The organism is Rhizobiaceae bacterium (assembly GCA_023953835.1).
GTDB lineage: Bacteria > Pseudomonadota > Alphaproteobacteria > Rhizobiales > Rhizobiaceae > Mesorhizobium_G.
The window spans coordinates 3,413,256-3,435,191 of the sequence record JAMLJB010000001.1; the positions used below are offsets into that span (position 1 = coordinate 3,413,256).

The following is a 21,936-nucleotide window of genomic DNA, read 5'->3' on the forward strand; positions in this document are numbered from 1 at the left end:
TTGATCGTCAGGGGCCGTCTGTCAGGGGGATTTCGATGACCATGCCGTCATAGGCCGGCTCGACGTTTTCCGGCGTCTCCGCAAGCACCGTTTCATAGTCGAGCGGCACATGCATGTGCGTCAGCGCAGCGTGGCGCGGTTTCAGGCGCGCGATCCAGTCCAGAGCTTCGTTCAAGCTGAAATGGCTCGGATGAGGCCTGTATTGAAGCGCATCGATGACGAGCCATTCCAGCCCCTGAAGCCGCTGCGCGGTCGCATCGGGAAATGCCGAAACGTCGGAGCAATAGGCAAGATTTCCGATGCGGAACCCCAGTGAAACGATGTCGCCATGGATCTGCGGCAGCGGTTCGAACCGCAGAACACCACCGTCGCCGCGAATCTCCACCGTCTTGCGGTGGTCGATCAGATGCGCCTTGACGATTGGCGGATAAGAACTGCCGTCCGGTGTCTCAAAACAATAGCCGAACCCTTCGCGCAGGCGGTAGAGCGCAGTACGGTCAGCATAGATATCAATCAGTTGCTGCTGTTCGATCACGTAGCTTCTGAGATCGTCGATGCCATGGATATGGTCCGCATGGGCATGGGTATAGACGACCGCATCGATGTGCTGGACAGACGCCATCAGCATCTGTTCGCGAAAGTCCGGTCCGGTGTCGACAACCACGGTCGTCGTTCTCTGTTCGCCGATGCGCTCAACCAGCGCGGCGGCGCGGCGGCGACGATTTCTTGGATTCGCTGGATCGCATCGACCCCAATCGCCGGTGACACGCGGCACGCCGGGCGAAGACCCGCATCCCAGAATCGTCAGGCGCAGAGTGTCGGTCACAGGACCTCCACCGGACGCACCGCGCGGGAAAACAGCCGGAAGAAATTGTCGGTGGTGAGCCGCGCGACGTGCTCGGCGCTGACGCCGATCGTTTCCGCGAGAACGGCGGCTGTATTCACCACATAAGCCGGTTCGTTACGCTTGCCGCGATAGGGTGGCGGGGCGAGATAGGGCGCATCCGTTTCGACCAGCAGGCGATCATGCGGGATCTCCTTCGCGATCTCGCGGATGTCGCCGGAATTCCTGAAAGTCAGGATCCCCGAAAAGGAGACGTAGCCGCCAAGCTCGACGCCTTTCAGGGCAAGCGCCCTGCCCGACGAAAAACAATGAAGGAGGAAGGGGAAAGGACCCTTCCCCATTTCGTCCTCAAGGATGGCGGCAATGTCGTCGTCGGCTTCGCGCGCATGGATCACCAGCGGCAGGCCGGTGATCCGGCTGGCCGCGATATGGGTGCGAAAACCTGCGGCCTGATCGGCGCGCGGCGCCTTGTCGTAGTGGTAGTCCAGCCCCGCCTCGCCGATGGCGACCACCTTCGGATGCTCCGCCAGTTGAACCAGCTCGTCCACGCCGATGCCGCGCTCTTCGCCTGCATTGTGCGGATGGGTGCCGACCGAGCAAAACACGTCGTCAAAGGCTTCGGCAATTGCCCTGATTTCGTCGAAGCGGCGCACGCGCGTTGAGATCGTGACCAGCGTGTGCACGCCCGCCGCCTTAGCGCGCGCAACGATGGCCGCGCGCTCCTCGGCAAAGTCCGGGAAGTCCAGATGGCAATGACTGTCGACCAGCATGCTCAGGCGTCTTCCTTCTCCACATAGCGCGGAAATACCGGCTGCGGCGCGGGCAGCGGCGTCCCCGATTTCAGCGCATGGGCGTCGGAAAGATGCGCGAAGCCGCGCTCATCCCCGGCTACCGCCAGAAGGTCGAGCAGCTTGGCCGCAGACCCCGGAATGAACGGCTGGCACATCACGCCGACGCGGCGCAGCACCTCCGCGGTGGTGTAGAGCACCGTTTCCATGCGGGCCGGATCGGTCTTTTTCAGCGCCCATGGCTCCTGCGCGGCGAAATAGCGGTTTGCCTCCGCGACCACGGCGAAAATGCCGGCCAGTGCGACATTGATCGACTGGTCTTGCATGGCGAGGCGCGCATTTTCCAGCGCCGCCCCTGCCTGATCGAGGATCGCCCTGTCCGCCTCCGCCAATGCGCCCTTGTTCGGGACCGCTGCGTTGCAATTCTTGGCGATCATCGAAAGCGAACGCTGCGCGAGATTGCCGAGATCGTTGGCGAGGTCGGCATTGGTGCGGTTGACGATGGCGTCGTGGCTGTAGCTGCCGTCCTGCCCGAACGGCACCTCGCGCATGAAGAAATAGCGGACCTGATCCAACCCGTATTTGTCCACCAGTTCGAAAGGATCGACGACATTGCCAACCGATTTCGACATTTTCTCCCCGCGATTGAACAGGAAGCCGTGCGCATAGACGCGCTTCGGCAGTTCGATGCCGGCTGACATCAGGAATGCCGGCCAGTAGACCGCGTGGAAGCGCACGATGTCCTTGCCGACAATGTGCAGCGCTGGCCAGTAGCGCCATTGCGAACTGTCCGTGTCCGGGTAGCCCGCCCCGGTGATGTAGTTGGTTAGCGCGTCGACCCAGACATACATGACATGCTTTGGATCGCCCGGCACCGGCACGCCCCAGTCGAAGGTCGAGCGGGAGATGGACAGGTCACGCAAACCCGATCTGACGAAGCTGATGATCTCGTTGCGGCGCTCGGCAGGACCGATGAAGTCCGGATGGGCGTCGTAATAGGCCAGCAATCTGTCCTGATAGGCCGACAGGCGGAAGAAATAGGTCTGTTCCTCGTTCCATTCGACGGGCGAACCAAGCGGCTCGCGGCGCACGCCGTCCTCACCGACCGTGGTTTCCTTCTCGTCGAAATAGGCTTCCTGGCGCACCGAATACCAGCCCGAATAGCCGTCGAGATAGATGTCGCCATTGGCGGCCATCTTCTCCCAGATCGCCTGGCAGGAGCGATAATGGCGCGGCTCGGTGGTGCGGATGAACTGGTCGTTGGAACAGCCGAGTTTGACCAGCATGTCCTTGAAGATCGCGGAGTTGCGGTCGGCAAGCTCGCGCGGCGTGATGCCGAGCGCATCCGCATTCTGCTTCATCTTGAGGCCGTGCTCGTCCGTGCCGCTCAGGAAGAACACGTCCTTTCCGTCAAGGCGCTGGAAACGGGCAAGCACATCGGTGGCGATGTCCGTATAGGCGTGGCCGATATGCGGCCTGCCGTTGGGATAGAAAATCGGCGTGGTTATGTAAAATGTCTCGCGTGACATGGCGCGGTCAACTCTCAGGAATGTCTTTTCGGATTGACTTTTCTCAGCGCGCAGGCGGGAACCGGCGCGGGGCCAGCGTCACATTCGGCCAATTTGCGGCCTGAGGACGTTGTTGAGGCGGCTGATCATGGTCAACGCGTGCTGCTTCTGGTCGAGATTATAGGTTGCCGTCTCGGATATAGCTATCCGCGCCAGATGCCAAGCGTCTGACAGCTTTTTTGCGCGGCCCGTGTCGCCCGCCTGAGCCGCGTCCGAGGCAGCGCCCGCCAAAAGCTCCAGCGCGCGCTCGTTGAAAACGTCGAGCTGGATCGCGTTGTCGCGACCGCTGACCGCATCGGCCAGACGATGCGAGGCGGCGATGTCGGTCGGGCCGGTCGCCAATCGGTCGAGCGCCGTGGCTATTTCCACGCCGCCATATTGCTGGAGGACTATTGCCGAGCGCGCGCTGCCGCCCGCACGCGCGACGAGCGCGGCGCGCACCGGCTCCTCGTCGGGCAGTTCGCCGACATTGCCGAGAACCTGCCGCAACGCGCCGTCGTCCAGCGGCGACAGCCGCAACACCTGGCAGCGCGAACGGATGGTCGGCAAGAGCGCACCCGGCGAGTGCGCAATCAGGATGAAGATCGTGCGCGCCGGAGGTTCTTCGAGATTCTTCAGGAGCGCGTTCGCGGCGGCGGCGCGCATGTCGTCCGCCGGATCGACAATGACGATGCGCCATGAGCCGTCGCCCGATGTCAGGGAAAGGAAGCGCCCGATGCGGCGTATCTCGTCGACCGACAGTACGGTCTTGAACCCCTTGGTGCGATCATTGGCCGGTCGCGTCAGATGCAGCACCGCCGGATGCGCGCCGCTCGCGATCTGGCGGAACAAGGGCGTTTCAGGCCCGACCGTATTGAACAGGCCGTTGTCGGGCGGCGCGGCGGGCGAAAGCAGATGGCGGGCGAAGGCGAAGGCAAAGGTCGCCTTGCCTATGCCTTGCGGTCCGGCGAGCAGGATCGCGTGCGGCAACCGCCCTGCCCTTTGCGCGGCAAGCAGCATGTGCTGCGCCTCGACATGGCCGACGAGGTTCGCGGTCTCGGACGGCTCGGGAATGCCGCTGAGCGTGTCGTGCTGTTCGGGGGCGAGGCGTTCTTCCATGGCGGCCTTCATGCCTGCTCGGTCGGCTGCGGCGCAAAGTGCGTTTCAAGCGCTTCGAACACCTGCGATGCAATCTCAAGCTCGACCTCATCGGCGTTCTTGCCCGCATCGATCACCTTGCAGCGCTCCGGTTCAGCCGCGGCGATGTCGAGATAGGCGTGCCTGCGCTGCTCGTGAATTGCGACGTTTTCCTTTTCGAAACGGTCGGCCCCCTCCCCTTCGGCACGGCGCGATGCGGCGCGGCGCAACCCGGTTTCGGCGTCGAGATCGAGAAACAGGGAAAGGTCCGGCATCATGCCGTTGATGGCGACGCGTTCGATTGCATCCATCAGGCCCGGTTCGATATTGCCGGTGACGCCCTGATAGACGCGCGAGGAATCGATAAAGCGGTCGCACAGCACGATCATGCCGCTTTCGACCGCAGGCCGGATCACCTGTTCGACATGGTCGGACCGCGCCGCCGCGAACAGCAGCGCCTCCATTTCCGGCCCGAACTCCTCCGCCGCGCCGGAAAGCAGCACATGCCGTACCGCCTCCGCTCCCGGCGAGCCGCCCGGCTCGCGCGTCACGAGAACCCGGTAGCCCTTTTCGCGCAGTTTCCCGGCAAGGCGCTCGATCTGGGTGGATTTGCCCGCGCCTTCGCCGCCCTCGAATGTGATGAAGAAACCGCGCGCCAATGCCTTATCCAAAGCTTCCAGTGAAGCCTTACTTAGAGCGGGCGCGGCGCATGCACAATGAAAAGCGTCACAGGAAATCGCGCAGCCAGCCCACGGCAAGCTCTTCGACGGCGCTGCGGGCGCGCTGGCTCAATGTGCCCTTGCCCACGTCCTCCCCGGCAAACAGCGGCGTTTCCTGCGCGACTTCATTGCCGATCCAGACTTTCAGCGAACCGACAGGCGTCCCCTTGGCAATCGGCGCCTTTATCGGGCCGTGATACACGACACGCGCAATCACCTTGCCGCGATTTTCCTGCGGCAGGAAGATCGAGATTGCGCCCTTGGCCTTTAATGGCACGGTGGCTTTGTCGCCGCCGAACACCTTGGCTTGCCCCACCACCGCATCTGCGGCGAAAAGCGGGGCGCGGTCGAAGGCGCTCATGCCCCATTCGACGATCCGGCGCGCTTCCTCCGCGCGCTCCTTTTCGGAAGCAAGGCCGCCGAGCGCAACGAACAGTCGCCGCCCGTCGCGCTGTGCCGAACCGACAAAGGCATAGCCCGATTCTTCGGTGTAGCCGGTGCCGAGCCCGTCCGCGCCGATGCCAAGCGCAAGCAGCGGATTGCGGTTGCGCTGGGTGATCTTGTTCCAGGTGAATTCCGGCTGGCTGTAATATTTGTAGAATTGCGGATAATCGCGCCAGATATGGCTGGCCAGCAGGACGAGTTCCCGCATGGTGACGACCTGCCCCTCAGCCGGAAGGCCGGTGGAGTTCACGAACACCGAACGGGACATGCCGAGCGCCCTTGCCCGTTCGTTCATGCGCGTGACAAAGGCGGGTTCGGACCCCGCCATGCCTTCCGCGATGATGATGCAGCCGTCATTGGCGGACTGCACAATGACGCCCTGTATCAAATCCTCGAGCCGAATCTCCGACTTCAGAGCAGCGAACATGGTCGAGGTGCGCGAGGGCGCGCCGCCCGTACGCCATGCATATTCGCTGACCTTGTAGGTGTTGTTCAGCGTCGCCTTGCCGTTGGCGATGGCATCGAAAACCACCTCCATGGTCATCAGCTTCGCAAGCGAGGCGGGCGGCGCGGGCTGGTCCGCGTTTTTCGAGATCAGCACCGTGCCGGACTCGGCGTCGATCATGAACGCCTGCTGGGCCTTGGTCTCGAAAAGCTGGGCATAGGCCGGAAAGGCCAGCGCAAGCAGCAAGACCAGCGCGGCACTGACGATGCTTCTGCTTCGCATGTGGAAATCCGCGCCCGCGTCAGAACCGAACGGTCATCGCGTCTTCTGCGCCGAGCGACCAGGCGGCCTCAAGCATGGCGTCCGGCGCGGCGCGGCCATCTGGATAGAGGTCGAGCGCGAACCAGCGCACGCCTGTTTCGTCGACGGTGGAGTGCATCTCCGTGCGCCCATAGGCCGAAAGCGCCTTTTCGAGACGCCGTGCCTCGGCCTCGTCATGGAACGAGCCGACCATCACATAGTCAACGTCGCTGTCGGCAGCCGCGCCAGACTTCCAGGCTCCGTTTGCCGTTCCGAAAGCCGCCGCTATCGGGGCATTCGCGCGGTCGTCGCCCGAAGCATAGGAAAGTGAAAGTGCCGCTACCGTAACCGTGCCCTCGTCCGGGCGATTGGTGACGATCGGGCCAAGCTCAGGCAGAGCGAGCTGGAGCGCTGCGGGCGCGCCGGTGTCGAAGCCGTCCATGGAAGCGGTGGTGATGATGGGCAATGGGGGTTCGGGTTGGGCATTCGCCAGCACGCCGGGGAATGGCGCAGCGGCAGCGCCGGATGGCGTCGTTCCGTTCATGGCAATCATCACGCCGGTCGGAAGGCCGTCGGACGGATCGGGAGCCTTGTTGCCCGGACGATAGGAGGCCATCAGGAACGCGTCGTCATTGCCGTCGAGCGGAGCGCGGCCGATATATTCGACCTTCACGCTGGCCGTGCCGGAATGCACATAGTCGAGCATTTCGGCGGCGCGGCGCGACATGTCGATGATGCGGTTATTGGCATATGGCCCACGATCGTTGACCCTGACGATCACCGACGCGCCGTTCTTCGTGTTGGTGACGCGCGCATAGCTCGGAAGCGGCAGCGTCGGATGCGCGGCGGTCAGATGCGTCATGTCGTAGATTTCGCCATTGGCGGTCAGGCGTCCGTGAAATGCATCCCCGTACCAGGAAGCCGCGCCCAGCTTGCTGTAGCTGTTGACGTCTTTAGGATAATACCACTTCCCCTTGATCTGATAGGGTTTTCCGACCTGATCGCGACCACCGCCGCGTTTAAGGCGCGTCCGGTCCGTCGAAACGAGCGGACTGGCCTTCACGCCATATTCGGCTTCGGAGAAATATTCCTTGGTGGGCTTCTTCGCGACCGCTGAACGGACAGTCGTATCGGAACTCGTGCAGGCTGCGAGCAGCGCAGCGGAGGCGGTTATGACGGCGATGACTGAGGCGTGGCGAAGCCGCGTCTGGTAAGGCATCGTTGGCGCATCCCCTGCGTCATTGATCGGACAGGACGAACGCCCCGGAAAGAACGCAGCCCCTCGACGCCGCTCCATCTGTTTATCCAGATTTAATTAGCGGCCGTTTAATCGATTATGTCCGGAAATGGGCAAGATTGTGGCAAATTGCCTTCTTCGCGGCTCTGTGGACAAATGCCGCTCGGTCTAGAAGCGATATGTCATGCCGAGCACCGGGCCGCTCATGCGCGTGTCGAACACGTAGCCGTCGTCGTCATAGTCGACATCGAGCACCTTGTATCCGGCAGAAAGCGACAGATGGTCGGTGAAGGTGTAGTTCACGGTTCCGAGCACTGACCATGTGAGGTCCGAACCCGCTCCGAACCCGCCGACATCGGCCTGCGCCTGTAGCGAAAGATGCTCCGTCAGGCCGACGAAGGCTCGCGCACCGATCAGCGGATCGGTCCAGCCGAAGCTCTCGCCATAGCTGGCCGACCTGCCCAGGGCGCTCACCGTCACATCGTTGGAGATATGCCAGAAGCGCGCGCCGCCGAGCAGGTCGAATGTGAACTGTTCCGTATCCAGCAGGCGGTAACCCGCCTGAAGCGTCGCCGTAAACTGCGTGGTGTCGACGGCTGCATTGATCCGCGCGCCGGGCGGCACCGGAAAGGGAACAGGCGGCAGGCCGAAAACCTTGCTGTCGGTCGTGTCGACATACATCACGTCGCCCGAGAACACGAAACGGTCATAGCGGCCCCAGATGTTCAGGAAGCCGCCGAAATTGAGATCGTCCATGATATCGGAAAAGGACTTCTCGGTGCCGATGGTGGGCGCGCGCTGAAAGGGCGAGATGTCGCCCTTGATGCCCGTTGCCCACATATAGGGCGTGACCTGCAACGCCCATGTCGCGCGCTCGGCCTCGGCGGGCGGGGCCGCAGTCGGGTCAGCCGCGCGTGCCGGATGCGCCGTACAGAGGAACAGGGCGATGGCAGCAAGATATCTTGTCACGGTTCCGTCCCTCCGGTCGGTTGCGTTGACGGCGGTCACGCCAGCGTGTCCTTGTAGATGCGACCGTCCTTCATGATAAGTTTCAGGTTCTTCTCAGGGTCGGCAATCAGCTTGAGATCGGCGAGCGGGTCGCCGTCGACAATGAGGATATCGGCGAACGCATCCGCTTCGATGACACCAACCTTGCCCTGATAGGGATTGCGCGGGCCGGACATCGCCAGAAGCTCGGCATTCGTGCCGGTCGCCATGATGAGCACTTCATCATTGGCATACCAGCGCGTCATCTCGGTCAGGATGGCGTTCTGGTTGCGCGTCATGGCGGGCGCAAAGAGGATATCGGTGCCCCATGCGGTTTTCAGATTGTATTTCTTCGCAAGCCCGAATGCCGTGTCCGTTCCGGCAAACATGATCCTCTGCTTGGCGCGGTTTTCGGAGCCTTCGGGATAGGTGTTCGCATATTGGTTGTCGATGAACGCCTGCGAGGAAAACCAGATGCCCTTGTCGGCCATGATCTTCGCCGTTTCCTCGTCCATGAGCTGGCCGTGCTCGATGCACCGGACGCCGCCGCGAATGGCGATCTGAATGGCGCGCGAAGTATAGGCGTGGACGGTGACATAGGTTCCCCAGTTTTCCGCGCAATCGACTGCGGCGCGAAACTCGCCCTCTGTGTACTGGCTGACATCGATGGGATCGTAGCTTGACGCCACCCCTCCCCCGGCGGCGAGCTTGACCTGGCTGGCCCCGAGCATGAGCTGCTCGCGCACGCGCTTCATGACCTGGTCGGGACCGTCCGCGATCATGCCCGCCCCCGCGGTCTCGCCACGGCTCAGCGGCGCGTCCGGCTGGGCAGGAACCTCGTAAGGCAGGCGGAAGTCGCCGTGCCCGCTGGTCTGCGAAATCATTGCGCCCGAGGGCAAGATGCGCGGACCCGGCGTCAACCCGCTGTCGATGGCGCGTTTCAGGCCGAATGCGGGACCGGCAAGATCGCGAATGCTGGTGAACCCGCGCATCAGCGTCTTGCGCGCCTCCTCCGCCGCCGCGAGATTTATGTATCCGATGTCGGCGGTCATCAGGTCGAGCATCGGCATGGCCGCCATCATCGCGTGCCAATGCGCGTCGATCAGGCCGGGCATCAGAGTGCGGCCCCCGCCGTCGATGACATGGACGCCAGCCGCGAGCGGCTGCGCATCCGGCTCGACCGCCTTGATCTTGCGGCCCTCCACCACAACGCGCCGCCCATCCACCAGCTTGCCCGACTTGCCGTCGAAAAGCCGGATGTTGGTGAAGGCGACCGGCGTGGCGGGCGCATCCGGAATGGCGGCAGTCGCGCTTGCCGGCCAAAGCGCCGCGCCGGCAAGCACGGATGTCGCGCCTGTGAGAAACGACCGCCGCGAGAATTTCCGCTCGATGAAGGAATTCAGCCGGGCGAAGGCGGGGCTGTGGCAAAGGCATGTGGGCGCGGCTTGCTTGTCGGAACCTGTCTCGGCACATTCAAACATCGTGGTTCCTCTCCTGGCAGCCGCTATCGCAGCCACGATATGCAAGCTGGCCTGCCTTCTGTCGATCTCTTTTTGCTTCAGAACAACTGCATGTTGACGCCGCGCCGCAACCGCCTATAAGCGGCGTTCGAGCAGCCAACCCATCAGTTGGAAGAGTGGCCGAGCGGTTTAAGGCACCGGTCTTGAAAACCGGCGTGGGCGCAAGTTCACCGTGGGTTCGAATCCCACCTCTTCCGCCAGCTATCAGAGATAACAGATTGAAATACATAAACGAATTTGGTTTTGTAAGTCCTCGCTCCTAACGCCATCCCTCGCACGACAGCGCACGAGAGGGCAGGAGGGCGCAAGGCGGCACGCGGCATTCGGGGGAATAATCATTCGCCCGCGGATTTCGGACTAGCCATAGCCATAGATGGAACTGGCGCACGGCTCCTCGACGCGACATGATGTAAGACATGGAATCAATATTTCTTAACTCATTGATTAACTCGTGAGTTGACTTATATGTCAATTCACGATGTGATACTTCGAAACCTAAAGCGCGAACTGTTCGTCGTTGAATCGGCCTTTTTTTGGAGAAGAAACCCCCAGATTTGCATATGTTTCAAGAGAAGTTGCCGAATTTGCGTTCGGGAATGTGGGTGATTCACATCTGGCGCGTTTAGGCAGTGTTGCTGCCGCAATACTCGATGACTTTATAGAAGGCGGAGTCATTACGGTTGGGATGGACCCTTATAGCAAGTCGAGTTCATGCAGAATGGCGCGCGTCGACAGTTCGGATCCGCAGTATGACATTTGGGATATGAGATGCTTAGACCCAAAACCAGGTGCACGGGTTCTAGGAGCGTTTGCCGAGAAAGATGTATTCATCGCGCTCACATGGGACTTCAGGGAGAATTTTGATGAGCAGTGGTCCGAAAAAATCCAAGAATGTATATCAGAGTGGCAAAGGATCTTTGGGAAATACCTCCCAGTTAAAGGAATCGAACTTAAAGATTACCTTTCAGAACCGTATTCCGTTGTCTGATCCGACTAAAGTCGACATGATCAGTGGAGTAGATCTTTCGTACATCAAGACACGAAATCGCCTTTCAGCTTTCAATGCTGTGCACACTGAATTTAGAAAGAGCGGACTTAGCCAAAAGCAATTGGCTATGAAGCTCAACGATATGGATCAAGGACGCCTTTCAAAGCTGCTCGGAGCGCCTGGAAACTGGACGCTTGATACAGTTGCCGAACTATTATGGGCCACCTCGGGAGCGCGGTTGGCGTACACCCTTGACTATCCATTGAAGAAAGCACGAAGGAACGATACTCGCCCGCACTACCTCGACGTTCCCATTGTCACTAAGCCGAAGCCGGCTGGCATAGACATCGTTTCCAAGTTCGATTCCCCAACTAGCACCGGCTTACCTGTAACCGTGCGGCTTAAGGAGCCTGCATGATACCCAAACCTTCATATAACGCAGAATTCGGCTTCCTTTGCGACCTAGTTAGACAGGAAGACAATGGAAAGTACATCTTTGTGGGGGCATATAATGAAGTTATTCACGTTCGGACTTTTCCATCACAAGTCAGATTTACCCTAGTTCTTCAGGTCCGAAATACGGATAAATCCGCGTGCGCCTTTGAACTCAGAGGATCTTTTAATTCAGAGAAATTTGAAGCACAAGGCACTCTGAGTCCAAGTGGAATAGGAGCTGCATTCGCCCCATTGCTTTTACCCGTTCTTAACATCGAGAAACCCGGAACACTTAATATTAAGTTCAAAGCTGCCGGCGGCCGCTGGAAAACTGTCGCGCACGCAAGAATATTACTTGATCCTAAGTCGGAGAGCGCTGCGCGACATGAAGAGGATCTCAATTGACGTTTCTATAGCACCGGTCGGCTACAGCGTGCTACCGCCTCGCCGTTCCAGCCGGCAGGCCAGATCCGAATATCGGTTTCACTATTACCGCGCGGGGCCCTCTACTTCGGGAAGTATTCAACGTGGGTTTCCGCGGTGCGGCCGAAATAGACGACGCGGCGGCCGAGAAACGAGACGATGTATCCGGCGCAACCGGCGAGCTTCGCCTTCTCGCTGAAGGCGATGTAGCTGTAGTCTGCCGGATTCGCTTGCGCCCATCGCACCAGACGCTCGATTTCTCCAGCGTCGAAGGCGGCGGCAACGCTGCCGGCGGATGGCTTCATGTTCAGCACAATGCTGTCGCCATCCGGCAGATAGTAGGTCTGGGCGTTGCAGCGATAGTCGACGGCGTAACCCTCGAAGCCGGCGGCGATCAGCTTGCCGACAATCTGCGGAAAGCTCAGGCTGCCGTCATGGGCGCCATTCAGGCAAGTTTCGGCAATAGAAATGCGTTCCGCGTCCATAGCGGTTTCCTTTCAGGTTGATTTTGAATTGAACCGGCGGGTTCAGTCCACCGGGGTCGTCTTGAGCCCGCGCCGTTCGGCAAGCGCCTTCAGGATAAGATCGAGCGCTTCGCGCTCATCCTTCGTCAGCACGCCGAAGAACTCGGCATCATTTTCATCGGCAAGCAAAGCAAGCGCCGGAACCTTGGACCGCCCCTCCTCCGTCAGGGACAGGCTGTGCGCACGCTTGTCCTGCGGATTTCCTGACTTCTCAATCAAACGCTTTGCCAGCAGTCTGTCCGCAAGCTTGCTGATTGCCCCCTTTGTCATGCCCATCTTGTCAGCCAGAACGGACGGAGGTGTGGAGTCCATATCGTAAAGCACCCGCATGAACGACCATTCCGCCACGGTGACCCCTTCGGCCATGACCTTTCTGGCAAATTCCTGCGACACGGCATTCGACACCATGCGCATCCAGAAACCTGTGTGATCGGTCAGACCGGAGGCCATGGCTATCCTTTCGTTCACTAGGAAACTACATCAATCTGGTTTCCTAGTCAACTGCATTCAGGTTCTGGTGATTTTACGCTCAGATCGAAGCCGGTCTCTTATGACGTAGTGCCCTGCACTACCCCGCCCAGCAAAACCCGAAAGCGCAACCCGTGACCGTGACTTTCTGGGTCACTGCAAACGGGTTTGGCGAAGACAGCACGACACGGAAGAGACGCGAGCGGTCGCGCGGGCGGAAAAGGTTTTGAAACTCCGCCGGCAGTGCGTCCGCGACGGCAAGCACGCTGTCGATGTAGCCTTTGGCGGTCTCTCCACCGCTGCGCAGGTTCACCACCATGCCTTTGCGGATGGGAAACATGTATTCGTCCGGCAGGTAGGCCAGAATGTAGATATTGCCGCCATTGATCTGCAGCAGTTCGTCGCCCGGTTGCACCACCTGCCCCGGTACGGGCACCTTCACGCCAATCACGCCTGCGCCGCTGGCACGGATGTTGCCGTCATCGAAAATCGCCTCCAGCCTTTCCATCGCCTCTCGAGAAGTGTCACGCGATTTTGCGACCTGCGCCAGCTCATCCTGTGCCGACGCTTTCTGTGCTGTCAGTTCCGCCATCTTCTGCGCGGCGGCGAAGCTGCTCTGAAGCGCGCTGTCGCGTGAAAGGACTGAGATCACCCCGCGACTCGATACCTTGTCGAAACTCGTGACAGTCTTCGTCGATTCCTTCGCATTGCGCTCCGCCAGCGGCGCTATCGCATCGACAACGTCCAACTGGCCGCGCAACTGGCTTTCGCGCACCGCAAGCTCACCGTCACGAAGCGCAAGCTCGGCAATTTCCTTCACCATCTCGAAGGATTCGAGCTTGAGGAGCGGCGTCCCCTCCTCAACGTGATCTCCTTCCTGCACATAAACCTCGACGATCTTGCCCGTATAGCTTGCGTCAACCGCCCTCATTCCTGTCAGCACGATGCCATCTGCCGAAAGGACGAAAATCGCGCCGAACAGGTAGTAAAGGAGCGAGGCACAGAACGCCCCGATCATGCCGAGATAGACCAGGCGGCCCCACTTCGCTGAAGCTGCGCGCTGCTGCTTGCCGAGATTGTCTGCGCGCGGGGCGCTGCGAAGCTTTTTCATGGTGTCACCAGGGGCGCTCCAGCCGAACTTTCGACGGAGTGTAATTGTCACGATGCGAACCGCGCAGCGCCCATTCATCGATATAGGCCAGCAACCGAACAGGTCGCATCACAAAGCTCATGAACGCGGCATAGCCCGGCAGGAACGGCAGATTTCGCCAGAATACAGGCCGCCCCGTGGTCCAGGCGCCAATGGCGAGAACTGCGACGTCGAGCGCCAGCAGACCAATCTGCATGCCTATCAGAATGGCGACGGCAAACGAACCGAAGGAAAGGAAGAGCCAGAGAACATAGAGCGGGAAAAATATCGCGCCCACTACGTTGAACAGCAGGAAATCCCACTGATGGATCACTTCCGATGCCCGGTAGCCGGAATTGAACGGATTGAGCAGCCGCCTGTGCTTGCGGAACCTGATCCAGACCGCGTCGCGCTCCCAGCGCAGGCGCTGCCGGATGTACTGGAACGCCGATGTCGGCACGTCGGTATAGCAGATCGCCCCCGGCGCATAGACAATGCGCCATCCCTTGCAGCGCAGGCGTATGGTCGTATCGAGGTCCTCGCCGCCGCCCACATCGAAGCCGCGCACGGATTCAAGCGCAGTGCGACGGAAAGCGCTGAACGCACCTGACGCGCACACCACCTGATCGACCGCATTGGCGATGCGCTTGCCGACCGAGATCGACTGGAGGTATTCGATTTCCTGTATCTGCGAGATCAAGCTCGCATTGCCGTTTCGCGGGGCTATGTCCCCACATACCGCTGCAACGCTTGGGTCATCGAACGGTTCGAGCAAGCGCTCCACCGCATAGCGGTCGAAGGAACAGTCGCAATCGACATTGATGAGGATTTCACCATTCGCCGACTTGCAGGCCAGATTGATTCCGCTCGACTTGCCGCCGCGCAGATCCGTGGTGACAATTTTCGTCGCCAGTCCACGGGCCACCAGCGATCGCGCTACGCTCGACATACGGTCGGTCGACCCGTCGCTGACAATCACGATTTCGAACCGGCTGAAGGATTGCTCACCGAGCGAGCGCACACAGGCTTCCAGCGCATCCTCTTCGTTATGACCGATCAGAATGATGCTGACTGAGGGAAATGCCCTGAGGATCTTTGCCTTTTGCTCTTCTTCCTCGGGCCGGTCGCGCATCGTCAACGCCGCCGCAACGAATGGCAGGATATAGCGCGGGATCTCGAATATCACCGTATACCAGAAGATTACCACCAAACTCGAAGTGGTCTGGGCGAAGAGAAAAGCAAATCCCAGCTCGATATCGTTCAATCTTGGGTCCGCCCGTTGGTGCCGACCAGTTGCAGCGCTGGGCCAAGCAAATCCGAAAGAATTGCTTCTGCCGCCCTGATCTCCTGCTTCAAGACATCGGCCATTTGCCGGTCGCGACGGTTCAGCAGCAGGTAGTCGTCGCGCTCCCCGATATGTACGCTGGCAAGCTGGCCCAATCCGTTGGACAGGCATTCCAGAAACAGCGTGCGCAGCTTCTCGAAGTGCAGTGTGCCGCCATTCCCGATCAACTCGTCCCGATTGCGGTACGTGACTTGCACGATTGTGGGCCGTGACTCGTGCCTGCGCTCGATTTCGCTCGTGAGAGATGCAGGAAAATGCGCTGCCATCGTCCTTTGAACGCGCCGGTTCAGCATTACGATGGCAGCCTCCGTCAACGTGTAGGAATAGATGTCGAAACGACCGATGCTCGCGCCATCCGTGCGTCCATCGCAATCCAGGCAGATGAAGCCGATTTCGGGTTCAGAGGTCGTGCTGGAGCATGACTGGCAAAGCTGGACCTGCCCCGGCTTGTCGTAATCCTTGCCATAGTTTCGAAGTTGGCCGCTGCATTTCGGGCATACCAATGCGCTGCCTTGTCGGAAGGCGTCTTCCGGTTCCAGAGCCGCGCAGCGATAGTGATGCACCAGGGAAACTTCGCGCAAATTTGCCGAGCGGCATTTCGGACATTCCTCGCGCACGGACAGCCGGCGCGATTTGCATGTTCCGCATTCGTGCATGCGGTCGAAAAAGACACGCTGAAGCAGGCCGCGTCGCGCCATCGCCTCGGCCATCGGCACCGTCACGGGAGCCGAGGGAAAGCCCGGATAGCAGACAGCCTCTGAAGTCGAGACCAACCGGTGCGCCGTAAGAGAACGCCCGGAAACGAACATGTGCGCTATGAGTTCGATTTCAGGCCCGTGATCCTCCCGCAAAGCGAGTTCGATCCGCTGCCTGCGCTGGCGAAAATCAAGGATGCAGTTGGCCGTCTTTACCCACGTCTCGCGGTCGAGCGGATCAAACCGAACATCCGCGAAATCGCCTGCGCCGGTCCCCACTTCGATCACAGGCACCAGATTGACGCCGATCGCGTCGCGCAGCTTGTGCAGATCGCCACCGGCGCCGCCGGCCAGGATGACGCCATCGATCTTGCCGTCGTGCGAGACGTCGAAGATCTGCTCAAGAAGCGGCTGTATTGCCAGATTGGTCCTCGGATACCATTCCACCCTTGGCCTTTCGAACAGGCCGAAGGACTGCCAGAACTCGCAGATATGCTGGGTAATATCTTCTTGCCCAACAACTGGAACAGCAGTGGACAGCCCCGCCGCCGCGGCCACACCCACCACCATTTCAACCCCCTAGTTTCTTCTGTTTTTTCTTACCTATATGTACTTATTACACACACGATACTTAAGAAAACATCTTATCCGACGTAGATCGAATGATCTATATATAGTATTGTATGGTTAATGCATTTCATTTTATATAATTACATGGGCGGTACGTAAGAAGACGTTCTCGTCACGCTTATTTTCCTGGTCCTGCGGCGCGCACGCAACAGCACTGCGTGTTCGAGAAAACGAGACCGTCCGGGACCTGTGGAAAGCTTTTGCGGCCCCTTGTGATGGTGTGGGAAGGAAGGTGGCGTTGAGCTAACGTCGCTTCATGAAACCTTCCAAAGACATCGCCCGCCTTATCGAAATCATGGCCGCCCTGCGCGACCCCGAAACCGGATGCCCGTGGGACATCGAACAGGATTTCGCGAGCATAGCGCCCTACACAATCGAAGAAGCCTATGAAGTGGCGGACGCCATAGCACGCGGCGACATGGACGACCTGCGCGACGAACTGGGCGACCTTTTGTTGCAGGTTGTCTATCATGCGCGGATGGCGGAAGAGGCCGGCGATTTCCGCTTCGAGGATGTGGTGATGGCTATCACCACCAAGATGATCCGCCGGCATCCGCATGTTTTCGGCGACGAGGCCGCGCGCAGCGCAGGCATGGCCAAGGGCGTTTGGGAAAAGATCAAGGCCGAGGAAAAGGCGGAGAAGCGCGCGGCGCGGATCGCGCGCGGGCTCGACCCCGAGGACCATGGAAGCGGCTATCTCGACGGCGTGCCGGTCGCCCTGCCCGCTTTGACACGCTCGCTGAAACTTCAGGAACGGGCGGCGCGGGTCGGCTTCGACTGGGGTGCGCCCGGCCCTGTGCTCGAAAAGATCGAGGAAGAGATCGGCGAATTGCGGCAGGCGCTGGCATCAGGAGATGTCGCGGCGGCAAAGGACGAGTTCGGCGACGTCCTTTTCGCTCTGGTCAATCTCGGGCGACACCTGCATGTCGATGCCGAAAGCGCGCTGGCGGGCACCAATGAGAAGTTCCGCACGCGCTTCCATTTTATCGAGCGGCGGCTGAACGAGAGCGGCAGCAGCCTCGAACAGGCTTCACTTGAAGAGATGGAAGCGCTCTGGCAGGAGGCGAAAGGCGCCTAGAGCGTTTCACAGTTAGTTTGAATCATTCTGTTTGTCGTTTGGCGAGGCGATCCACAAGGAAGGTCGCGAAGAACGGGCTGGTTGCCCGGTCGAGCGGCATGACGAAGTGGGTGCCCGCCAAACGCAAACCCGAAGGGCCGGGCCGGTTTGCGCCAAATCCTTCGGTCTTTGTCTTGTCCGGGCCACCAGCCCGACCTGCGCCAAACCCCTTGGCCTTGTCGCAAACCATCGCCGGCAGAATGCTTCAAACTAACTGCGAAACGCTCTAGGGCGCTTTCGGAGCGAGGCGATCTTCGATTGCCCGGCGCGCATCGCGGGTCGTGTGGATCGTCAGCTTGACGCTGCCGTCATCTTCGTCATGCCGTCCCGTGACATCGCCGTTTCGGTAGATCCAGTCGATCAGGCCCATCTGGTCGGGCCGCAGGACAAGCTCGAAATCGCCGGAGACGCCGGAAAGCAATTCCTCGATGCGCGCCAGCAGCGCGGCAAGGCCCTCCCCTGTTTCTGCGGAAATCGCGATTGCAGGCGCGGGACGGTCCACGCGACTGCGTGAAAGCAGACGCTCGCGATCCGAAGGATCGATCAGGTCCACCTTGTTCCAGACTTCGATCACCCGGTCCGTGTCTTTCGGATCGACGCCAAGGTCGCGCAATATGTGCTCCACATCGTCGGCCTGCACCCCGGTGTCGGGGTCCGCGATGTCGCGCAGGTGAATGATGAGGTCGGCCTCGACAACTTCTTCCAGCGTGGCGCGGAAGGCCGCGATGAGGTGCGTCGGCAGGTCGGAGATAAAGCCGACCGTATCGGACAATATCACCGTCGTGCCATGCGGCAGGCGCAATCGCCGCAAGGTCGGGTCGAGCGTTGCGAACAGCATGTCCTCGGCAAGCACGCCTGAGCCGGTCAGCCTGTTGAAAAGCGTCGATTTGCCCGCATTGGTGTAGCCGACGATGGCGACAACCGGAAAGGGAACCTTGCGGCGCTTGGCGCGATGCAGGTCGCGGGTGCGGCGCACGGTTTCCAGTTCGCGCTTGAGGCGGATGATCTTTTCCTGAAGTATCCGGCGGTCGGCCTCGATCTGCGTTTCGCCGGGACCGCCGAGAAAACCCGCGCCGCCGCGCTGGCGTTCAAGGTGGGTCCAGCTTCGCACCAGCCGCCCCTTTTGATAGTTCAGATGGGCAAGTTCGACCTGCAACACACCCTCCTTGGTGCGGGCGCGCTCGCCGAAGATTTCGAGGATCAGGCCGGTTCGGTCGAGCACCTTGGCGTTGAACGCCTTTTCGAGGTTGCGCTGCTGCACGGGCGTGAGGGCATGGTCGACAATGACCAGTTCCGCATCGTCGTCCTTCACCGCCGCGGCGATTTCCTCGACCTTGCCCGTGCCCAGCAGCGTGGCCGGACGCGGATCGTTCACGACAACGATTTCAGCCTTGACCGGATCAAGCTCTATGGCCTGTGTCAGGCCGACGGCTTCCTCGAGCCGCGCCTCGGGCGTGCGCGTGAGGCGTGGAGCGGCCCCCTCGCTGCGATCGTCCGCTTGCGGTCGCTTCAGCACGGGCACGACGACGATGGCGCGCGTGCCTGCTGTCCGTTCCGGTGTATCCGTCATGACGGCAGATTGAGGCGAACGCCCGAAAGGATCAACCTTCCCGGCCGCCTTCCTCACCCTCAAACATCTGCACAGGCTGGCTGGGCATGATGGTCGAGATCGCATGCTTGTAGACAAGCTGCGAATGCCCATCCCTGCGCAGCAGCACGCAGAAATTGTCGAACGAAGTCACGACGCCCGTCAGCTTGACGCCGTTGATGAGAAAAATCGTGAGAGGATTCTTGCTCTTGCGTACTGAATTGAGGAAGAGATCCTGAAGGTTTTGCGTGCGGTCCGCCATTTTTTATTCTTTCGCCGGTCCCCGTCTGTTTTTTCGCAATGCGCCAAAATAGACATCATCTGTCAAGGGCTTGGCGCGATCCGTTCTTTGTACCGGTGCCTGTATAACGCGTTATCAGGCAACTGTTTTTTCCGCAACGTCAAAAAAGGCCTGGCGCAGTGAAGTTGCGACACTGCCCGGATGGCCGTTGGCCACCGGCTCGCCGTCGATCTCCACGACCGGCATGACGAGCGTCGTGGCAGCCGTGATGAAGGATTCGCGCGCCTTCTTTGCCTCCTCCACGGAAAACCCGCGTTCTTCCACCTTGAGGTTGAGCTTTTCCGCGATCTTCATCACGGTCGTGCGCGTGATCCCGCGCAGGATGCCATGCTCCGCCGGGCGCGTGACCAGCGTGCCATCTGAGGTGACGATCCATGCGTTGGTCGCGGCCCCCTCTTTGACCGTGCCGTCAGCGTCCACGAACCAGGCTTCCTGCGCGCCCGCTTCTTTCGCCTTCTGCCGCGCCAGCACATTGGGCAGCAGGCCCACGCTCTTGATGTCCACGCGGTCCCATCGATTCTCCGGTACGGTAATGACCTTGATTCCCGTCTCGGCGCGTTTGGCGGCGGCTTCGGGACTGCTCCGCTTCGCGGTTATGACCAGAGCCGGTCGCGTGCCCGGACCGGGGAAAATATGGTCGCGCGGCGCGACGCCACGCGTGATTTGCAGGTAGACAAGCCCGTTCTTCACGAGGTTGCGACGAACCACCTCGGCCATCAGCTTCTTGAGCACGGCGCGGCTGACCGGCCATGCAATCGACAATTCCCGCAGCGAGCGGTCGAGCCGGTCGAGATGGCCTGTCATGTCGATGATGTAGCCGCGCGCCACTTCGCAGACCTCGTAGACGCCATCCGCGAACTGATATCCGCGATCCTCGACATGCACGGCAGCATCGGCATGGCGCACATAGCGCCCGTTCACATAAGCAATACGCGGCATTTTCGTCCCTCAGAAAAATTCCAGGCTGACACGGAATAGTTGTTCGACATCCTTCACCGCTTTCGCCAGACAGAAAATGACGACGCGATCCTTCGCCTTGATGCGCAGCGACCCGTTCGGCTTCAGAACGCTGCCGTCGCGGTAGATTGCGCCGATGCGCATTCCCTCCGGCAGGTCCAGTTCGGCAAGCGGAGAGCCGACGAGCGGAGACGTGTCGAGCGCTTCGGCCTCGATAATCTCGGCGGCGCCCTTGTCGACGCTGTGGACGGCGCGGATGCGGCCACGGCGAACATGCTGCAGCACCCGCGAAATGGTGACGGTGCCGGGGTTAACCTGCGCATCTATGCCGACCGAACGCGACAGGTCGATATAGGCGGGGTTGTTGATGAGCGCGAGGTTGGATTTGCAGCCCAGCCGTTTCGCCATCACGCTGGACAGGATGTTGACCTGGTCCGAGTTGGTGAGCGTGACCATCAGGTCCGCGTCCTGCACTTCCGCTTCGAGCAGCAGCTTTTCATCGAGCGCGCTGCCGGCCAGTACGACGGTGTCGTGCAGTTCGTCGGCGATCTTTTCGGCGCGTTCGCGGCTGGACTCGATCAGCTTGACGCGCACCCGGCCGCGCCGCTGCTCGATGGTCCGCGCAACGTAGAGACCTATGTTGCCGCCGCCCGCAATGACCATTCGCGAGGCTTCCTTTTCCTCATGGCCGAACAGGCCGAGCGTTCGCTTGACCTGATCCTTGGTCGTGACGACATAGGCGCGGTCCCCGACCTCCAGCTGGTCGGCGGAATGCGGGATGAACAGCTTGCCCGAGCGATTGACCCCCACCACGGTGGACGGCAGGTCCGGGAAAAGCGCCGAAAGCTGCGACAGCGGCGTGTTCACCACGGGACAGTCTTCAAGGCACTCGATGGCGACCATGATGATCTTGCCATCCGCGAAGCGCACGACATCGTCGGCGCCCGGCAGGGCAATGCGGCGCAGCACCATTTCGCCTGCTTCGATTTCCGGCGAGATGATGACATCGATCGGCACGTGGTCCCGCGAGAACAGGTCCGCGAAATGCGGTTGCAGGTAGGATTGCGACCGTATGCGCGCAATCTTCACCGGTACGCCGAACAGGGCATGCGCCACTTCGCAGGCAACGATGTTGACCTCGTCGAACAGCGTGACCGCGATAATCATGTCCGCTTCCTGTGCACCGGCCGATTCCAGCACGTCCGGATGCGCGCCATGGCCGACGAAGCCGCGCACGTCGAGGCTGTCGCGCACCCGGTGGATCAGTTCGGGCGCGGTATCGATGATCGATACGTCGTTCTTTTCAGCAGCCAGTCGTTCGGCGATGCCGTAGCCGACCTGTCCCGCGCCGCAGATTATGACGCGCAT

The 21,936-nt window shown here is 60.5% G+C and carries 20 protein-coding genes and 1 tRNA gene; 3 read left to right on the forward strand and 18 right to left on the reverse strand.

The window, feature by feature from the left end:
- Positions 1 to 7 precede the first annotated feature (7 nt).
- The 9 genes from M9924_16060 to M9924_16100 form a co-directional block, all read right to left on the reverse strand.
- Complete coding sequence (locus tag M9924_16060) at positions 8 to 826, reverse strand: MBL fold metallo-hydrolase (protein MCO5065913.1); 819 nt, start codon at positions 824 to 826, stop codon at positions 8 to 10.
- Positions 823 to 1,614 carry a TatD family hydrolase gene (locus M9924_16065; protein ID MCO5065914.1) on the reverse strand — a complete coding sequence of 264 codons (792 nt, stop codon included), beginning with the start codon at positions 1,612 to 1,614 and terminating at the stop codon, positions 823 to 825. The genes M9924_16060 and M9924_16065 overlap by 4 nt, the downstream gene beginning before the upstream one ends.
- A 2-nt stretch (positions 1,615 to 1,616) precedes the next feature.
- Complete coding sequence (gene metG, locus M9924_16070; protein MCO5065915.1) at positions 1,617 to 3,161, reverse strand: methionine--tRNA ligase; 1,545 nt, start codon at positions 3,159 to 3,161, stop codon at positions 1,617 to 1,619.
- A 78-nt stretch (positions 3,162 to 3,239) separates the two neighbouring features.
- On the reverse strand, positions 3,240 to 4,298 hold the full coding sequence (locus M9924_16075; protein ID MCO5065916.1) for a DNA polymerase III subunit delta': 1,059 nt from the start codon (positions 4,296 to 4,298) through the stop codon (positions 3,240 to 3,242).
- A gap of 8 nt (positions 4,299 to 4,306) precedes the next feature.
- Positions 4,307 to 4,975 (reverse strand): dTMP kinase, encoded by a 669-nt coding sequence (gene tmk, locus M9924_16080; protein ID MCO5065917.1) that lies wholly within the window; start codon positions 4,973 to 4,975, stop codon positions 4,307 to 4,309.
- A gap of 67 nt (positions 4,976 to 5,042) precedes the next feature.
- Positions 5,043 to 6,206: a D-alanyl-D-alanine carboxypeptidase gene (locus M9924_16085; GenBank protein ID MCO5065918.1), complete on the reverse strand. Its 1,164-nt coding sequence runs from the start codon at positions 6,204 to 6,206 to the stop codon at positions 5,043 to 5,045.
- A gap of 19 nt (positions 6,207 to 6,225) precedes the next feature.
- Positions 6,226 to 7,443: a septal ring lytic transglycosylase RlpA family protein gene (locus M9924_16090; protein ID MCO5065919.1), complete on the reverse strand. Its 1,218-nt coding sequence runs from the start codon at positions 7,441 to 7,443 to the stop codon at positions 6,226 to 6,228.
- 186 nt (positions 7,444 to 7,629) lie between these two features.
- Entirely contained in the window at positions 7,630 to 8,403 is a 774-nt protein-coding gene (locus M9924_16095; protein ID MCO5065920.1) for a hypothetical protein, read from the reverse strand.
- 62 nt (positions 8,404 to 8,465) lie between these two features.
- The gene (locus tag M9924_16100; protein ID MCO5065921.1) at positions 8,466 to 9,929 is read right to left on the reverse strand and encodes an amidohydrolase family protein; all 1,464 of its coding nucleotides are present in this window, start codon (positions 9,927 to 9,929) and stop codon (positions 8,466 to 8,468) included.
- Positions 9,930 to 10,078: 149 nt separating this feature from the next.
- Here M9924_16100 and M9924_16105 point away from each other — a divergent pair.
- A tRNA-Ser gene (locus tag M9924_16105) sits at positions 10,079 to 10,168 on the forward strand.
- A gap of 663 nt (positions 10,169 to 10,831) precedes the next feature.
- Complete coding sequence (locus tag M9924_16110) at positions 10,832 to 11,374, forward strand: hypothetical protein (protein ID MCO5065922.1); 543 nt, start codon at positions 10,832 to 10,834, stop codon at positions 11,372 to 11,374.
- 523 nt (positions 11,375 to 11,897) lie between these two features.
- On the opposite strand, the gene M9924_16115 is transcribed toward M9924_16110, so the two are convergent.
- The 5 genes from M9924_16115 to M9924_16135 form a co-directional block, all read right to left on the reverse strand.
- Positions 11,898 to 12,299 carry a DUF1398 domain-containing protein gene (locus M9924_16115; protein MCO5065923.1) on the reverse strand — a complete coding sequence of 134 codons (402 nt, stop codon included), beginning with the start codon at positions 12,297 to 12,299 and terminating at the stop codon, positions 11,898 to 11,900.
- A gap of 42 nt (positions 12,300 to 12,341) precedes the next feature.
- Positions 12,342 to 12,788 carry a MarR family transcriptional regulator gene (locus tag M9924_16120; protein MCO5065924.1) on the reverse strand — a complete coding sequence of 149 codons (447 nt, stop codon included), beginning with the start codon at positions 12,786 to 12,788 and terminating at the stop codon, positions 12,342 to 12,344.
- A gap of 118 nt (positions 12,789 to 12,906) precedes the next feature.
- Entirely contained in the window at positions 12,907 to 13,917 is a 1,011-nt protein-coding gene (locus M9924_16125) for an efflux RND transporter periplasmic adaptor subunit (GenBank protein MCO5065925.1), read from the reverse strand.
- Positions 13,918 to 13,921: 4 nt separating this feature from the next.
- The gene (locus tag M9924_16130) at positions 13,922 to 15,199 is read right to left on the reverse strand and encodes a glycosyltransferase (GenBank protein ID MCO5065926.1); all 1,278 of its coding nucleotides are present in this window, start codon (positions 15,197 to 15,199) and stop codon (positions 13,922 to 13,924) included.
- Positions 15,196 to 16,545, reverse strand: coding sequence for a hypothetical protein (locus M9924_16135; GenBank protein ID MCO5065927.1), 1,350 nt, complete (start codon positions 16,543 to 16,545; stop codon positions 15,196 to 15,198). Before M9924_16135 ends, M9924_16130 begins: the two co-directional genes overlap by 4 nt.
- A 316-nt stretch (positions 16,546 to 16,861) precedes the next feature.
- Between M9924_16135 and mazG the strand changes: the two genes are divergently transcribed.
- On the forward strand, positions 16,862 to 17,683 hold the full coding sequence (mazG, locus tag M9924_16140) for a nucleoside triphosphate pyrophosphohydrolase (GenBank protein ID MCO5065928.1): 822 nt from the start codon (positions 16,862 to 16,864) through the stop codon (positions 17,681 to 17,683).
- A gap of 265 nt (positions 17,684 to 17,948) precedes the next feature.
- Here mazG and hflX read toward each other — a convergent pair whose 3' ends face one another.
- The 4 genes from hflX to trkA form a co-directional block, all read right to left on the reverse strand.
- Positions 17,949 to 19,292 carry a GTPase HflX gene (gene hflX / locus M9924_16145; protein MCO5065929.1) on the reverse strand — a complete coding sequence of 448 codons (1,344 nt, stop codon included), beginning with the start codon at positions 19,290 to 19,292 and terminating at the stop codon, positions 17,949 to 17,951.
- Positions 19,293 to 19,323: 31 nt separating this feature from the next.
- The gene (gene hfq / locus M9924_16150; protein MCO5065930.1) at positions 19,324 to 19,572 is read right to left on the reverse strand and encodes an RNA chaperone Hfq; all 249 of its coding nucleotides are present in this window, start codon (positions 19,570 to 19,572) and stop codon (positions 19,324 to 19,326) included.
- 114 nt (positions 19,573 to 19,686) lie between these two features.
- The gene (locus M9924_16155; GenBank protein ID MCO5065931.1) at positions 19,687 to 20,550 is read right to left on the reverse strand and encodes a D-amino-acid transaminase; all 864 of its coding nucleotides are present in this window, start codon (positions 20,548 to 20,550) and stop codon (positions 19,687 to 19,689) included.
- Positions 20,551 to 20,559: 9 nt separating this feature from the next.
- The gene (trkA, locus tag M9924_16160) at positions 20,560 to 21,936 is read right to left on the reverse strand and encodes a Trk system potassium transporter TrkA (protein ID MCO5065932.1); all 1,377 of its coding nucleotides are present in this window, start codon (positions 21,934 to 21,936) and stop codon (positions 20,560 to 20,562) included.